Here is a 16142-nt window from a genome sequence, read left to right on the forward strand (position 1 = left end):
TCTGATCTTGTTATACTACATCCTTCAGGCAATCTATAAGTTTTAAGAACAACACCTTACTAAATTTTCTTATCATGAGAAAGACTTCTCTGTCTTTGTCGACAGCTATAGCTGTCGTGGTTATCCTTTTGTCCTTCCCGCCCATCAACACCTTCGCTGCACCAGCAGAAACGGGAACGATGGCTGCCTTGACAAGTTTTAAAATTAATTTTCAGGACGCGGCAACCATACCACCTGCCGGTTGGCTGAGAGATTTTGGACAAGCCTACGGGCTACGCACCTCTGCCTACCAGGGCTCAGGCAATACCTATGGGTGGATCAATAGAAACGATAATACGCCTCTGGACCTGACTAAAAACGGGCGTAAAAGAAGTAGTCCTTCCGATACCTTGCTGGCAACGTTCATGCATATGCAGGCAGATGATATTGCTGGCTTTAGTGGTACGCCTGTTGAAGGCAGGTGGGAAGCCCTGGTAGCCAATGGCATTTATGATGTTACAGTTTCGGTAGGAGATGGGGCCTATCTTGATAGCAGGCATACCATTCGTGCGGAAGGTGTACCAGTTATTTTAGACTTTGTACCTGCCACCAGTATGCGATTTAGAAAAGCCACTGTTTCGGTTAAAGTAACGGATGGGCGTTTAACAGTTGATGCATTTGGTGGGACCAACACCAAGATCAATTATATAATCGTTCAGCAGGCTTCTGTCCAGAGACCTTCTGTAGTTTCCGTCAATCCTGAATATGGCGCCACAAATGTCAGTGAATACGCTTCAATATCAACGAGTATTCTGAACCTGCCCAACGGTGGCATCAACAACGCCACTATAACTTCCTCTACTGTCTATCTCGCTGAAAAAGCAACCGGGACAAGGGTGCCGGCAAATGTGAATGGAACAGGAGGAGGTGATGCCATTACCTTAGTGCCCTCTGCTCCTTTAAAATTAAGTACCACTTATGTGTTCTCAGTTACCAGCGGTGTCAAGGATTTATCAGGCGCTGGCTTTATACCTTATTCCTGTAGTTTCACCACTACCGCTACACCTCATCCTACATCCGGTATTGCATTTATGCAGGTGCAACTTTCCAATGCGGCAGGTAGACATTCCAGTCTCACCATTGGGCCTGATGGTAAACTCTATGCCTTATCCATTGATGGGATCATTAAACGTTTTACTATAAAAGCGGATGGTACTTTGGATACGCCTCAACTCATCTATGCTTTACAGGATGCCTATGGCGCCAGGACACCCAGGTTAGCCATTGGCTTTGCTTTTGATCCCGCTTCAACAGCTACGAATTTGATTGCTTGGGTAACCCACAGTACATATGTGTTTTTAAACGGCCCCGATTGGGATGGTAAACTGACAAAGCTAAGCGGTAGCAACCTGCAGAATGTTCAGGATGTATTGATCAATTTGCCCAGGTCAGTGAAAGACCACCTGACCAACAGCATAGCTTTCGGGCCTGATGGTGCTTTGTATTTCACCCAGGGCTCCAACAGTGCGATGGGTAAAGCCGATCAAACCTGGGGCAATAGAGCAGAGCATTTGCTTTCAGCGGCAGTACTGCGTCTCGATAAAACCAAATTAGGTGCCCTGCCTTTGAATGTGAAAACAGCAGAAGGGGGCGGTACGTATAACCCTTACGCAACCACTGCGCCTTTAACGATCTATGCATCGGGTGTAAGAAATGCTTATGACCTGGTATGGCACAGCAATGGTGAGTTATATGTTCCCACCAACGGCTCTGCAGCCGGAGGCAATACGCCGGCATCGGTCAATGGAACCCTCAGGCCCAATGGCACTACCTACAATGGTCCTTATGTTCCGGCCTTAACCAATGTGCAGCAAACACAAAATGATTTTCTGTTCAGGGTAAAGAAAGGTGGTTATTACGGCCATCCCAATCCTATGCGGGGAGAGTATGTGCTTAATGGCGGCAATCCTACTGCGAACACAGACAAGGCCCAGGTAAATGCTTATCCTGTAGGTACTTTGCCAGATGTGAACTGGAGGGGATATGCATTTGATTTCCAGGCCAACAAATCACCTGATGGAGCAATCGAATACAAGAGCAACGTCTTTAATGGCGCCCTCAAAGGAAAACTCCTCGTAGTGAGGTACAGTCAAAATGATGATATTATCACGCTCACGCCTGGTGGAACGTACAATGATATTGTTGATTACAAAGATGGATCATCCATTCAGGGCTTCACCGGCTTTGTGGATCCTTTGGATCTTGTTGAAGATGTAAGGAATGGAAATATCTATGTATCAGAATATGGGGGGAATACAGGGAAGATCACGCTGCTTAAACCGAACTCAACCGCTACAACTACTGAGGTCATAACAATGGCCACAAAAAACGAAACCATTGGCGATGTTATAGGTGTGGAGCAGTCTGTTCATGCTGCTAACCTGGAACAGAATGTGCCCAATCCTTTTAACAACAAAACGACCATTCGTTTTTATATTCCCGCCAACGCTCTGTCAGCCAAATTGGTCATCACAGGTATGAAAGGCGATGTTCGACGGACTATTGAGTTGAACAGCATGAACAATCAGGTCACATTGTATGCAAATGAATTTTCTTCTGGTATTTATCTCTATACCTTATGGGTAGATGGAAAACAGGTCGACAGTAAACGCCTGGTTGTTGTCAGGTAAGGAAGCAATAAGATTGCTAATGGTCCTTTTCGCCGGTTTAGGACCAGGTGATCTCAGGTCCATATAATGTCTTCTTTACCACCTCTAAGCGCAAACTCAATATAATTAAGAGTTTGCGCTTTATTATACCGATAAGGGAGCAAAAAGGGAGCAATTTATTGCGTTTTGCTATTAGCAGGCTTTTGCTTACCATTTGTGCGGATTATTTAAAAGCGCTGACTTTTTTATCAGAAAAGTGGGTAACAAATTCTTTTTTATTGAGACTAGTATATGTCAATTAAATATTTTCATATGAATTATCAAGTGTTTGTAGCAAGAGCTTCTAACTACATAAGAACATACATGAAAGATCATAGGAATGAAAACTTCATTTACCATAATTTGAATCATACAGAAAGTGTAGTTTCTGCAGTGACTGAGATATCAAAGCATTATAGGTTAAATAAAAAAGATTTTTTTATCTGCACTATTGCAGCTTGGTTCCATGATAGTGGCTATTATGAAGATATATTGAATCATGAGTTAATAGGAGCAAAAAAGGCAGAAGAGTTTTTAATCATTAATGGTTTAGATGAAAGAACCATAGATGCAGTAAGAAAATGTATTCTGGGCACAAAGATGCCTCAGGCTCCTGCCAGCCTCCTGGAGCAGATTTTATGCGATGCTGACCTATATAATTTGGGAACAGACAAGTTTCCAATACTGAATCAACTAGTGAGAAAAGAAATTGAAGCAATAAATCATACTCACATAAGTAAAGAAAAATGGTGCAACAGCACTATTTGTTTATTGGAAAACCACAACTATCATACAGACTATTGCAAAAAACAGTTGAATATAAAGAAGTTTCAAAACATGCTAGAGATAACGAAAATGGCAAGATCAACCATTTCAACTAGCTTCTCTAAGTTTTACAAATTTGAAGTTTTAGGCATTTGACACCTAACCACTACACCCTCCCTCAAACCCAAACCCAAACCTCACATCTATTATCTATCATCTTTTCTCCCCATTGGTCATTCATCATTCGAATCAATCCCTCCATACCTGCTCCATACCAAAGGCATAGTAAAGGCATAGCAAAGGCATACCAAAGCCTAGGATAAAGCATGAAAATGGCAAAAACGCAATATTCAACAAAGGGTGAATGTTTTCCATAATCTGTAGTTCAAGAATGAAGAAAAGAATCTTATTAGACCAGGAAATACCATTCATCGGGAAGGAAACGAACTACTAAGTCATGGTATATTTTTTATGGCCTCGTCATTTGGGTGCTTATTACCGTGTCAATAACAAAGAACTCTTCGCCCTGTCTACTGGCAGAGATTGTCCACCTTCCATGAAGAGAGTACCTTCACAGTTGCTTTCTGGATTCGTGCAATCAGGTTTTATTCTACTACCAGGTTTCTTCCACATTGCGCTTGATTCCAGGTTTGAAGCAAATGGATCATCAATTTCTGCCCGGCATTCCTTCTCAACAGCTTTCATTTTGACACCCTTTGATTTCATTCCGGTGATCATCATTAAACTTCTATACCATGAAACGGTTATTACTATTGGCGCTGGCCATTGCCCTCATCCCTGAGGACACGCTGGCCCAAAATACCTCCCCTTACTGGAGCCTGGCTGGTAACTCCAATGCTTCAGCCACTACCTCCAAACTCGGTACCACCAATGCCATCCCCTTACGGCTGTTCACCAACAATGCAGAACGCATGCGCCTGGATGCCTCGGGCAATGTAGGCATTGGTACTGGCACCACCACACTCAGCTCGAAGCTGGTGGTCAATACAGCTTCGGGTAGTCCCTTCAGGGCTCAGATCAATGGCTCGTCAAAACTAATCGTCAACAGCAATGGCGGGGTTTCTGTGGGCAGCAGTTCCAGCGGACCAGCCAATGGCTTGTATGTAGCAGGCAATGTAGGCATCGGAACTACCTCAACTAGTTATAAACTGCATGTAGTAGGTAATGGAGCGTTTACCAACGGATTGGCTGTATTCAATGTCCTGAATGTAAGTGGAACCTTTACTGTATCCGATGGCGCTACTATTAATGGCCGCTTTACTACTGCACCTGCTTTAACTATCCAGGGAGGGCATACTGGTGTTGATGCGCAAAGCATTACTTATGGTCTCCGTGGCACTAGTACTGCTACGAATGGTGTCGGCACCTATGGTAAGGGCAATAGCTATGGGATCTATGGGGTCAGTAACGTTGTAGGCGCTTACGGTGAAGGTTCTTATGGGGTTTATGGCGTAGGCACCAACTACGGGGTCTTTGGATATAGCCCTGAATGGGCTGGTTATTTTGATGGCAATGTTTTTACTACCGGAACCTACGAGAGTTCTGATCGAATGCTCAAACAAAACATTACTGAGATCAGCAGTGCTATAGCAGTGATTAACAAGCTTCAGCCTAAAGAATACGAGTACAAACAGGATGGCAATTTTAAGTTGATGAATCTGCCTAAAGGAAGACACTATGGTTTAATAGCTCAGGATGTAGCAGAAGTACTGCCTGCTCTGGTCAAAGAAACAAAGATGAGTACGCTCTTAGCCCGGCTTTCAAAACCCGAACAATCAGGGGGACTGCCATCCATTAAAACCATTCCATCACAACCTTCGGAAAATACCGACCTTAAAGCGGTAAACTATACCGAACTGATTCCTCTTTTGATCAAGGCTATGCAGGAACAACAACAGCAAATAGAACAATTAAAGGAAGAAATCATAAACCTGAAAAAAGGAAGAAGCGTCAATACATTTTTAAACAGTTTTCAATTGAGTGACGTTAGTCCCAATCCGGTAAAGAGCACCGCTACTATTCAGTATGCCATACCAGGGGGAAGCAACAGGGCATACCTGCTCATTACTGATGCTTTAGGCAGAAGTATCCGACAGGTTACTCTGGGCACATCCGGAAACATCAATATTGATGTTTCTGCTTTAGCCAGTGGAGTATATAACTACTCCCTGGTTGTAGATAATAAAACATTAGCTACTAAGAAAATGAAAGTGGTCAAATAGCAACATTTACATTGCTTAGTGCCTTACGACTTGCCATGTATTGCCTGATGGCTTAAGAAAGCCTTCATAATGCATTCCATTATGCTCGTACAAAATCAGTAAGTTTAACAGAGGTATAGTTATGTGATGGCAAGATTCACAATTAGACATTAAACGTATAAGAAACAAATGAAAATGAAGCGTCTTATTCAGAAGTATATTCAATTAGTAAAATCATACCCGGAAATTCACAATACATACTACGTAGTCCTCTTGGGATTGATGTTTTTAATAGGAAGTTGCTCCCCTTCTAAATCTGTCAGCAAACAATCTGGTACCCAGCAGATTTTTGATGGAAAAACATTAAAGGGATGGGAAGGTGATCCGCTCTACTGGAGAGTAGAGAACGGTAGTATAGTCGGAGAGGTTACACCCTCCACCTTGCTCAAACGTAATTCATTTCTCATCTGGCGTGGTGGTACAGTACAGGATTTTGAATTGGAGGTGGACTACAGGATTACCTTAAATGGGAACAGTGGTATTAATTATAGAAGTGAAGAAATAGATAGTATTCCTCTTGCTTTGAGGGGCTATCAAGGGGACATTGGAGGTAGAAGTAACGACAACTATACCGGCATGAATTATGAAGAGCGCAGACGGACCACCATTGCCAAACGTGGCCAAAGGGTAGAACTGCCTCCTGTAGCAAAAGATTCTTTACAGGCTTACATCAAAAACAACACTTGGACACCCTCAGTGGTACTGCAGTCTTTAGGATCAGAAGATTCACTCAGGAACTTCATCCATGCGCCCGGTAGTTGGAATCACTATAAGATCATTGCCAAGGGAAACCACATACAGCATTATGTCAATGGCGTACTGATGTCAGAAGTCATCGATCATGATCCTGTAAACGGGAGAATGACTGGCCTGTTAGGCGTTCAGGTACATGTAGGACCTCCCATGAAAGTGGAATTCCGGAATTTTAAACTCACACACCTGAACCAAAAGTCCTAAGTGCAAAATTCAAAGCTCCACGAATATTATCTGTATGCTATAATGCAACCTGTAGGCTTACAGAAGGATAATACCGTTTTGCAATACTGAATGGATGCAGAACAGGTATATTGCCCATTTTCAAGTCAGTTGAGACGGAACGGGCCCTCCTTTTATTTTTTGAAGCAGAAATGAAATAAGTAATACCTCCCACAACACAGGCAGCACTTAATAAGTAAGGCACTGTGTAAGAATGGTATTCAGGCTCAACATAGCCTAATGAGAATAATGTTGTTAGACCTCCCTCAACTGCCTGACCTGCATCAATTGTCATTGTGGTAATCAATCCAATAGTGCCTGCTCCTGTCAATAACCAGGCTGCGGTTTTCTGGCGTTTGCTTTTTTTCAGGTAATCCTGGCTGGTCAATGTTTTAGGAACTTTTGTTTGTTGGCAGAAACAGCAAATGGCTAAGGAGAAAAACAGTGTGGAAATGACTATTCTTTTCATACAATTAATTTTAGAAAGAACGTAGCATTTATACCAGGTTTACATGAACTGTTTCAACACTGTATCCAAGATTAGCCGGTAATAGGTATTTACATTCAGGGTAGAGGAGTATAGGTATTCTAATTGAACAACATAAAGTTACACTTCCTAATTTACCTTATCTAATTGAAAAATAAAAACCAGGGAATAAAAATGAGTGCCGCTTCCCGGCCTTCCGGTCAATTGAGCGTTGATAGCATTAGTTTCTTGTCGTACGGCGATTGATAATTATTGGACAATGCAATGACCGGCATCATAGAAAAGCGCTTTGTGAATTCTTAAGTTTGCTGGAGTTATGAAAAAGCTGTTTGTCTTCATATTAGCGCTCATCTATCTCTCTGAAGCAAGTGGAATGGGGCTGCATTTCCACTACTGTATGGGCAAATTGGTTTCATGGGACTTAACAGGTACAGACAAAAAATGTGCTGCTGGCCATAACTCAAAAGACTGCACTGGTGAAATAAAATCTAAAGATTGTTGTAAGGATGAATTGAAAACGGCAAACTTGGACATTGCCAGCAATACGGAGCAGGCCCTTTTTATTAAATTGTTCCCTGTAAAGCTGAACCTCCTTTTTTCTTACTTACCAACTGCACATATAACCGTCTATACAACAGTCAGGGCTAATAGCATCAACGCGCCCCTTGGAAAATATGGAGTCCCCATATTTATTTTCAATAACGTTTTTAGAATTTGATACCATTCCCCTCCGGCGATGAAACTGATATAGCTGCAGTTCAATACGCCAATAAATTGATCTTTCGTCAAAGCATTTATTGCACCTCGTAATAAGATTTCCAGGGCAATGAAAAGTAAAGTTCATGTCAACAATGCTTTTGTAATCGGCTCCTCTGTTTAAATCATTGATTCAAAATAAAAAACTAAGTAAAATGAAAAAGATAATTATAATGATCACCATCCTGTTAAGCGCTCAGGTCATGCTTGCCCAGGCTGGTAACAACGTTGTAAAAGGAAAGAATGTTCCTGCTCCCACTGTTCAGGCTAAGTACACCTGTCCGATGCATCCGGAAGTAGTCAGTAACGTGACAGGCAGATGTCCCAAATGCAATGCTCCTTTAACGCAATCCAAAAAAGAAGCGATGAAGATGAGCGAGATGAAATTGTATATCTGTCCCATGCATCCGGATGTGAAAAGCGATAAACCTGGTACTTGCCCCAAATGCGGGATGAGTCTGGCCAAACAGAAAGTAGACAAAAAGCAGAAGAAGGCAGAAGCCTATGTGCATCCTAAGAAATAAAGGGTCTTGAAAAAGAAGGGCTATCCATTCACTCCAGGCCAGTTGCTGTTCAAGCAATTGGCCTTTTTCATAAACAGCCCCTATTTTTTGTTATTACCAATAGTTATCGTAATATTGCGATAGATATGGGAGCATCGAAAACCGAAATATTCACGCAAGAGCAAAATAAGCTCGCTCAAATGATGAAGGCGCTGGCCCATCCTGCCCGCATTGCGATTATCCAGGAGCTGATCAAAGCCAATGCCTGTATTTGTAACGACTTGGTGGAAGAACTGGGCCTTGCTCAGGCTACCATTTCTCAACATCTGAAGGAGCTGAAAACTGCTGGTCTGATCAAAGGAACCGTGGAAGGAGCCAGTATTTGTTACTGTATTGATGAAAAGGTGTGGAAAGAGTACAAGCAGCAGTTGGCGTCTTTCTTTGTAGCTTATGAAAATAAGAATAAGTGTTGTTGACCTTTTTTTACAATCAATGATCGTAATATTACAATAATGCAATAAATCAAATACCATGGAATCTCAGGATAAATTAAAAGAGATCGTTCGCGAGAAGTACGCTGCGATAGCCCAGCAGGACAAAGAGACCAATCAGTCTTCCTGCTGCGGATCCGGTTGTTGCTCAACTGAAGTATACAACATTATGGCAGATGATTACAACCAGTTGGAAGGTTATAATCCTGATGCAGACCTTGGCTTAGGCTGTGGCTTGCCTACCCAGTTTGCTAAGATCAAAGAAGGAAATACAGTGATAGATCTTGGTTCTGGAGCAGGTAATGATGCCTTTATAGCCAGGCATGAAGTAGGGGAAAAAGGTAAGGTAATAGGAATTGACTTTACACCTGCTATGATCGAAAAAGCAAGGGCTAATGCTGAAAAGTTAGGCTTCAACAATGTAGAATTTCGCCAGGGCGATATTGAAAAAATGCCTGTAGGCGGAAATGTCGCAGATGTCATTGTCAGCAACTGCGTGCTCAACCTGGTACCCAATAAAGACGGTGTTTTCAAAGAGATCTTCCGCGTCCTAAAACCTGGTGGTCACTTCAGCATATCAGATATAGTCCTGGAAGGTACTTTACCTGACAATATTCGTTCTGCAGCTGAAATGTATGCCGGTTGTGTAGCCGGTGCCATCCAAAAACAAACATACCTGGAACTCATCGAAAGCAGTGGCTTTACAAACATTACCCTGCAGAAGGAAAAGAAAATCGTCATTCCCGATGATATTCTAAGCAATTACCTGTCAGCAGAACAAATCGATTCATTTAAACAATCTGGCACAGGTATCTACAGCATTACTGTTTACGCAGAAACGCCTTGTTGCGATCCTAAAGCTGGATGCTGCTAAATAGAACATATGTTTTTATTTCAATCACTGCATATAGTACATTGGCCCCAGGTAAGAGCTATTTACCTGGAAGGCATTGCTACAGGCCAGGCAACATTTCAGCAGTCTGCTCCATCGTGGGAAGAGTGGGATAGAGGACATTTACCACATAGTCGTATTGTAGCATTGATCGATAATAAAGTAGCGGGTTGGGCAGCGCTTTCGCATGTCTCAACCCGCCCTGTTTATAAAGGTGTAGCGGAAGTAAGTGTATATGTAGCTGAAATGTATAGAGGTAATGGTCTTGGCTTTCAGCTCTTACGGCAGTTAGTGCAGGAAAGTGAGCAGAACGGTATTTGGACTTTACAATCCAGCATATTCCCTGAGAATACAGCCAGTGTTCGCATTCATGAGCAAAACGGGTTTCGGATCATGGGCCGTCGTGAACGAATCGCTCAGATGAATGGCATCTGGCGCGATACCATCATCATGGAACGCAGAAGTAAAATAGTAGGTAATTAAAAATCAAATAATGTCAGCAAACAATTGTACCCCGGCCAGGGAAAGAAAAAAACTCAGTTTCCTTGACCGCTATTTAACGCTTTGGATCTTTTTAGCGATGGTAGCAGGTGTAGCCATCGGCTATTTTATACCCTCTTCATCAGGCTTTATCAATTCCTTCTCAACTGGTACTACCAATATACCGTTGGCAATCGGGTTGATCCTGATGATGTATCCGCCATTAGCTAAAGTGCGTTACGAGAAAATGGGAGAGGTTTTCAAAAACACCAGGATATTGGGTACCTCACTATTGCTCAATTGGGTAATAGGTCCCATCCTGATGTTTGTATTAGCTATTACATTTCTGAGAGATTACCCGGAATATATGGTAGGATTGATCCTGATCGGCCTTGCAAGGTGTATAGCTATGGTGATCGTATGGAATGAACTGGCTGAAGGCAACCGCGAGTATGCAGCTGGTCTGGTGGCCCTGAACAGTATCTTCCAGGTATTACTCTATAGTGTATATGCATATGTGTTCGTTACCCTTCTACCACCTCTGTTTGGTATTCGTGGTTCAGAAGTAAACGTAAGCATCGGTCAAATAGCAGAAAGTGTTGCCATTTACTTGGGTATTCCCTTTGCCGCAGGTGTCATTACCAGGATGGTGTTGCTAAAAGCAAAAGGTGAGGAATGGTATCAAAATAAATTCCTCCCTGTGATTTCGCCCATCACTCTGATTGCCTTACTATTTACAATCGTTGTGATGTTTAGCCTTAAAGGAGAGTTGATCGTGCAGATACCTATGGATGTAGTGCGTATTGCTATACCACTTGTCATCTACTTTGCCATCATGTTCCTGGTAAGTTTCTTCATGGGAAAAGCCTTGGGAGCTGACTATTCCAGGAATGCATCAATTGCCTTTACAGCTGCCGGCAACAACTTTGAGCTCGCCATCGCTGTGGCCATTGGTGTGTTTGGTATCAACAGCGGGCAGGCATTTGCCGGTGTCATTGGCCCTTTAGTGGAAGTACCGGCCCTGATCGCATTAGTCAATGTAGCCTTTTGGCTTAGAAATAAATATTATAAACAACCCCAATTACAAAGCGCTTAATCATGAGAATAGCACTGTTTAGTGACATACATGCCAACCTTCCTGCATTGGAAGCCTGTTTGAAAAGTATTGACGAACAAAACCCTGATGCAGTTTACTGCCTTGGAGACCTGGTAGGTTACAACGTTTGGCCAAATGAAGTGATCAATGAAATCAAGCGCAGACGCATTCCAACCATTGCAGGTAACTACGACCAGGGCATTGGTTTGATGAGTGGTGATTGTGGATGTGCCTATAAAACAGATAAAGATAAAAGCTTGGGTCAGCAATCTATAGCCTTTACAGATTCTGTTGTACAACCCGAAGAACGCAAATACCTGCGCACGCTTCCTGCACACATCAGGGTAGAGTTCCAGCTGAACGAAGATAAATTGAATCTTTTGCTCGTACACGGAAGCCCGCGTAAGATCAATGAATACCTCTTCGAAGAAAGAGAAGAAAAAAGCCTGCTCCGCATAATGGAAGAAGCCGATGCTGATATCATGTGCTTTGGTCATACCCATAAACCTTATCACAGAGTTTTGCCAACAGAATCTCAGGAGAACGCTCACTACCGCCACGCCATTAACATTGGTTCAGTAGGTAAACCCAAAGACGGCAATCCCAATGGCTGTTATGTTTTATTAACCATTAACCCAGACAGCAGCATACTTGACAAGGATACAGTGAAAGTAGAGTTCATACGCTTTGAATATGATGTGGAAAAAGCAGCCAAAGCGGTGGAGGACAGCCCGCTGCCCAATGAATTTGCGGACATGTTAAGAAAAGCATACTAAAAACGCTCAACACCCAATTCCTTCAAAACAGGAAATAGCCAACCGGGAAAAGTTGGCTATTTTTTTATTATTTACTCGATCGTTTCGCCAATTTTCAACTGATCTGATTTGCACTTTATGTAATAATAATATATATTCGCACGTAGTATTGTGTTATTTAGACACGTAAACCATAATCCTGACCTTACTTAGAAGCCAATGTTTGATCCAGTTATTAATTACAAATCCATACTCCTGATTGACGATGACGAGGATGATTGTTATTTGTTTCAAAGGGCAGTATCGAAAATTTCCAGTGATATTGAATTTTTTTGTATCAATTCTGCAGAAGCTCTTTGGTCCTTCCTGGAAAATACGAAGCCTTCCATCATATTTATTGATCTTCATTTGCCAAAGCAAAATGGCCTTGAATGTTTAAGGTTGATTCGAACGATTCCCTCATTCAGGGATATTCCTGTGATCTTTTGGAGTGGCTCCAGTAATGCAAGAAATATTGCATTAGCATATAGTTATGGCGCTCAATATTATTTTGAAAAGCCATGCTACATCAACGACCTTGTTGATGAAATAAGTCGTAGTCTGCATATGAATAATGAGATGGATTACCCATTACATGAGGCGCTTTTGAATTGTCAAACTGCTGGATAGCCTGTTTGGGTAATAGCATCACTTCATTTTATAAAAAAGTCATGTTCATTGGATTGAATGGAGGATATATTTGCCGGAAATTAAATTTTCCTGCGAATAACTATGAAGAGGCTTTTAACTGTTGCAATTTGCTTGAGTACTGCAGTGCTGATGGCACAAAGCAAAAAAAGTATCTACAATAACGGTTGGATTGATTTTAATAAGAATGGTGTAAAAGATGTTTTTGAAAATCCGCTTTTACCGGTTGATAAAAGGGTAGAGGATCTTTTATCCCAGATGACACTGGATGAAAAGACTTGCCAGATGGCTACACTCTATGGTTATGGAAGGGTATTAAAAGATGAAATGCCTACAGCCAACTGGAAGAATGAAATATGGAAGGATGGTATCGCCAATATTGATGAAGAATTAAACAGCCTGCCTAATCATAAGAGCGCACAATCCAAATATTCATATCCATTCAGCAGGCATGCTGAAGCCATAAACACCATTCAGAAATGGTTTGTAGAGGAAACTCGCCTCGGTATTCCTGTTGATTTTACCAACGAAGGCATTCACGGACTTTGTCACGACAGGGCAACCCCACTGCCTGCTCCCATTTCTATTGGTGCTACCTGGAATAAGGGTTTGATCAACCAGGCGGGACAAATCGTAGGCAGAGAAGCGAAGGCGCTTGGTTACACGAATGTATATGCACCTATTTTAGACCCGGCTAGAGACCAGCGATGGGGCAGGGTCGTAGAATGTTATGGAGAAGATCCGTTCCTGATCGCAGAACTGGGCAAGCAGATGGTATTAGGTATCCAAAGCCAGGGTGTTGCTTCTACCTTGAAGCATTATGCAGTCTACAGCGTTCCCAAGGGAGGCCGTGATGGTGATGCCAGGACCGACCCGCATGTGGCGCCAAGGGAAATGCACCAATTGTACCTGTATCCATTTAAAAAAGTGATCCAGGAGGCAAAACCTTTGGGCGTTATGAGTAGTTATAACGACTGGGATGGTATACCTGTCACCGGGAGTTATTATTTTTTAACCCAGTTACTGCGCCAGCAATTTGGTTTTAATGGATACGTAGTTTCAGACAGCAGGGCGGTTGAATTTTTGCACGAGAAACACCATGTCGCTGAGAACTTTAAAGAATCTACCCGTCAGGCAGTTGAGGCAGGGTTGAATGTTTGGACCAATTTTTACAGCCCGAAAGAATATATCACCAACATCCGCGAGTTGGTAAAAGAAGGAAAGTTATCCATGACCAATGTGGATGAAAGAGTAAGAGAAGTGCTGCGCGTGAAATTTGTTCTAGGTCTGTTTGATCAACCATATGTTAGCAAACCGGCGGAGGCAGATAAACTGGTTCATACCACAAAGGATGAAGCTGTTTCCCTGCAATTACATAGAGAATCACTGGTGTTGCTGAAAAATAAAAACAACCTGCTCCCCCTTCAAAAAATCAATCTGAAAAACATTTTGGTCACAGGGCCATTGGCAGCTGCAAAGGGCTATGCTGTTAGCCGTTATGGACCATCCAATAACCCGGTTATTTCCGTGTTGGAAGGCATCCAGGCTCAAGCCGGAAATGGCATCAATGTAATGTATGAAAAAGGCTGTGATGTGACCAATCCCGGCTGGCCGGAAACAGAGGTCATTTCTACTCCGCTAAACAACGGCGAGCAAGATAGTATGCAACTAGCAGTCGATAAAGCTAAAGATGCTGATGTGATTATTGCCGTTTTGGGTGAGGATGAAAAATGTGTAGGAGAAAGCCTCTCCCGGACATCTCTTGATTTACCTGGCAGGCAACAGCAGTTGCTGGAAGCTTTATATGCAACCGGCAAACCTGTGGTGCTTGTATTAATAAACGGGCAGCCTTTGACAATCAACTGGGCCGACCGCTATATCCCTTCTATTCTCGAGGCATGGTTTCCTGGTCCTTCTAGTGGAAAAGTGATTGCAGAAGCCCTTTTCGGTGATTACAATCCGGGAGGAAAGTTAACAATGACCTTTCCCAAAACTACCGGGCAATTAGAGTTGAATTTTCCATTTAAACCCGGTTCTCATGCGGGTCAGCCTTCAGACGGGCCAAATGGTTATGGAAAAACAAGTGTGAATGGGCCATTGTATCCCTTTGGTTTTGGGTTGAGCTATACCAGTTTTGAGTATAGTAATTTGAAGGTTTCTCCAGAAGTTGCGGCTTCCAAAGGAACCATTGAAGTTTATGTGGATGTTGCCAATACCGGACAATTAAAAGGAGATGAAGTGGTACAACTTTATTTGAAAGATAAGATCAGAAGTGTAACCACCTATGAAATGCAGTTGAGGGGATTTGAACGCATCCATTTACAGCCCGGTGAAAAGAAGACAGTAAAGTTTACGCTACAGCCTGATGACCTGGCATTGCTGGACATCAATATGAATTGGACCGTAGAGCCAGGTGAATTTGAAATCATGATCGGCAGCTCGTCCACCGATATCCGCCTTAAAAAGGAATTTACAATTAAAAGCAAAAACCTCTTTTAATTCCCAGAACTGCGTCGATCCTCAAATGATCATCGCAGTTCTAGCAATAGAAACGGGTTCTTGTGATGGGTGGCTGGTTTCACAAGAATCCGTTATGCCTTAGTGCATTTATTTTATCCGGTAGGTAAAAAAGATTATTGCTTCTTTTTAGCAGCAAGTTGGATTTCTCCATATGTAGGAATTTGCTGCATAATGGAAGCCCTGATTTGAGTGGTCAGGTAGATTTCTGCCTGGTAAAATTGAAAAGCAACTACAGAGTTTGTGGCAGCTTTGATCTTTTTATAATACTCTTCGAGACTCTTCTCCTGAACCATTCGATTCTCAAAATATTTCTTCGCTAACGAATCGGCAGAAGCTGGAGTCATATTGCCATATGAATGAGCCGTTTGTTCGTATAATCTAATTCTATTCTTGGCTATAGCAAGGTTCTTTTCCTGGTATTCATTATAAAGCTTCCAGAATGCGATGGAATCCTTTCCGGAAACTGAGACTAACTTAGCTATGGCCTGTTTCTTTTGAACACCTAATAGGTTAGCAACAGCATCTGCTTCAGCGTCAGATATCTGGGCATAGCAAGAAATAGAGACATACATGCATGCAATTGCCATGAAGATGGTTCTCATTGTAATGTATTTGTATACAAAGTTTTCAATTACTGTTGAATAAAAAAATTAATATTTATGCGTTTATGTGAGGGCGTTTCCCAAAAAAAATGTATATTATATAAACCATTCTCTTGTTGCTTACAATAGTATTAGTAAGATATTATTCAATGTGTAATTGATGT

16 protein-coding genes are annotated in these 16142 nt (G+C 42.2%); 14 read left to right on the plus strand and 2 right to left on the minus strand.

Annotated elements, in window-relative coordinates; genetic code table 11:
- Positions 1 to 74: 74 nt before the first annotated feature.
- From OCK74_RS03615 to OCK74_RS03635, 5 genes are all read left to right on the plus strand, one after another.
- Positions 75 to 2669, plus strand: coding sequence for an Ig-like domain-containing protein (locus OCK74_RS03615; RefSeq protein ID WP_279295627.1), 2595 nt, complete (start codon positions 75 to 77; stop codon positions 2667 to 2669).
- Positions 2670 to 2960: 291 nt separating this feature from the next.
- Positions 2961 to 3608 (plus strand): HD domain-containing protein, encoded by a 648-nt coding sequence (locus OCK74_RS03620; RefSeq protein WP_279295628.1) that lies wholly within the window; start codon positions 2961 to 2963, stop codon positions 3606 to 3608.
- Positions 3609 to 3909: 301 nt separating this feature from the next.
- A complete protein-coding gene (locus OCK74_RS03625) occupies positions 3910 to 4254 on the plus strand; it encodes a hypothetical protein (RefSeq protein ID WP_279295629.1) in 345 nt (114 codons plus the stop codon).
- Positions 4208 to 5695 (plus strand): tail fiber domain-containing protein, encoded by a 1488-nt coding sequence (locus tag OCK74_RS03630; RefSeq protein ID WP_279295630.1) that lies wholly within the window; start codon positions 4208 to 4210, stop codon positions 5693 to 5695. Before OCK74_RS03625 ends, OCK74_RS03630 begins: the two co-directional genes overlap by 47 nt.
- 174 nt (positions 5696 to 5869) lie before the next feature.
- On the plus strand, positions 5870 to 6691 hold the full coding sequence (locus tag OCK74_RS03635) for a 3-keto-disaccharide hydrolase (protein WP_279295631.1): 822 nt from the start codon (positions 5870 to 5872) through the stop codon (positions 6689 to 6691).
- Between the two features lie 37 nt (positions 6692 to 6728).
- Here OCK74_RS03635 and OCK74_RS03640 read toward each other — a convergent pair whose 3' ends face one another.
- The gene (locus tag OCK74_RS03640; RefSeq protein ID WP_279295632.1) at positions 6729 to 7178 is read right to left on the minus strand and encodes a hypothetical protein; all 450 of its coding nucleotides are present in this window, start codon (positions 7176 to 7178) and stop codon (positions 6729 to 6731) included.
- Positions 7179 to 7512: 334 nt separating this feature from the next.
- Between OCK74_RS03640 and OCK74_RS03645 the strand changes: the two genes are divergently transcribed.
- The 9 genes from OCK74_RS03645 to OCK74_RS03685 all read left to right on the plus strand — a co-directional run bounded on the left by OCK74_RS03645 (position 7513) and on the right by OCK74_RS03685 (position 15355).
- Positions 7513 to 7914: an HYC_CC_PP family protein gene (locus OCK74_RS03645; RefSeq protein WP_279295633.1), complete on the plus strand. Its 402-nt coding sequence runs from the start codon at positions 7513 to 7515 to the stop codon at positions 7912 to 7914.
- 193 nt (positions 7915 to 8107) lie between these two features.
- Positions 8108 to 8476, plus strand: coding sequence for a heavy metal-binding domain-containing protein (locus OCK74_RS03650; RefSeq protein WP_279295634.1), 369 nt, complete (start codon positions 8108 to 8110; stop codon positions 8474 to 8476).
- Between the two features lie 125 nt (positions 8477 to 8601).
- On the plus strand, positions 8602 to 8931 hold the full coding sequence (locus OCK74_RS03655; RefSeq protein ID WP_279295635.1) for an ArsR/SmtB family transcription factor: 330 nt from the start codon (positions 8602 to 8604) through the stop codon (positions 8929 to 8931).
- A 55-nt stretch (positions 8932 to 8986) separates the two neighbouring features.
- Entirely contained in the window at positions 8987 to 9820 is an 834-nt protein-coding gene (locus tag OCK74_RS03660; RefSeq protein WP_279295636.1) for an arsenite methyltransferase, read from the plus strand.
- A 9-nt stretch (positions 9821 to 9829) separates the two neighbouring features.
- Positions 9830 to 10321 (plus strand): GNAT family N-acetyltransferase, encoded by a 492-nt coding sequence (locus tag OCK74_RS03665; protein ID WP_279295637.1) that lies wholly within the window; start codon positions 9830 to 9832, stop codon positions 10319 to 10321.
- 10 nt (positions 10322 to 10331) lie between these two features.
- Positions 10332 to 11414: an ACR3 family arsenite efflux transporter gene (arsB, locus tag OCK74_RS03670; RefSeq protein WP_279295638.1), complete on the plus strand. Its 1083-nt coding sequence runs from the start codon at positions 10332 to 10334 to the stop codon at positions 11412 to 11414.
- 2 nt (positions 11415 to 11416) lie between these two features.
- Complete coding sequence (locus OCK74_RS03675; protein WP_279295639.1) at positions 11417 to 12190, plus strand: metallophosphoesterase family protein; 774 nt, start codon at positions 11417 to 11419, stop codon at positions 12188 to 12190.
- A gap of 198 nt (positions 12191 to 12388) precedes the next feature.
- A complete protein-coding gene (locus tag OCK74_RS03680; protein ID WP_279295640.1) occupies positions 12389 to 12838 on the plus strand; it encodes a response regulator in 450 nt (149 codons plus the stop codon).
- 102 nt (positions 12839 to 12940) lie between these two features.
- Positions 12941 to 15355 (plus strand): glycoside hydrolase family 3 N-terminal domain-containing protein, encoded by a 2415-nt coding sequence (locus tag OCK74_RS03685; RefSeq protein WP_279295641.1) that lies wholly within the window; start codon positions 12941 to 12943, stop codon positions 15353 to 15355.
- 134 nt (positions 15356 to 15489) lie between these two features.
- On the opposite strand, the gene OCK74_RS03690 is transcribed toward OCK74_RS03685, so the two are convergent.
- On the minus strand, positions 15490 to 15978 hold the full coding sequence (locus tag OCK74_RS03690; RefSeq protein WP_279295642.1) for a hypothetical protein: 489 nt from the start codon (positions 15976 to 15978) through the stop codon (positions 15490 to 15492).
- Positions 15979 to 16142 lie beyond the last annotated feature (164 nt).

It is taken from the genome of Paraflavisolibacter caeni (genome assembly GCF_025628885.1).
Classification (GTDB): Bacteria; Bacteroidota; Bacteroidia; order Chitinophagales; family Chitinophagaceae; genus Flavisolibacter; species Flavisolibacter caeni.